This window comes from Streptomyces sp. P9(2023) (assembly GCF_032436795.1).
Taxonomy (GTDB): Bacteria; Actinomycetota; Actinomycetes; order Streptomycetales; family Streptomycetaceae; genus Streptomyces.
On sequence record NZ_JAUPWM010000376.1, the window covers coordinates 1 to 281 of the forward strand.

Consider the following 281-nt stretch of genomic DNA (forward strand, 5'->3'; position numbering starts at 1 on the left):
GCAGTTCCAAAGCCTCCCTACGATTGCCTGCAATGTCTATGGCCGAATCATCAAGGTTCCGGCCAACTACGATCCCGAGCTAAGAACGTATGCCACGACTGGCCCCGGAACAACTAACGGCGTCTGGAATGGCACATTTAAATCGGCCTGGACTAACAACCCGGCATGGGTGTTCTATGACATTGTTACCAATGACCGGTTTGGCCTAGGCAATAACATCCCTGCCGCATGGGTGGATGCGTGGAACCTGTACCAGATCGCGCAGTATTGCGATGAGATGG

1 protein-coding gene is annotated in these 281 nt (G+C 53.4%); it reads left to right on the forward strand.

What is annotated here, in order from left to right; all coding sequences use genetic code 11:
- On the forward strand, nucleotides 1–281 hold a 281-nt coding region (locus Q5762_RS38010), incomplete at both ends, for a hypothetical protein (protein WP_315896878.1).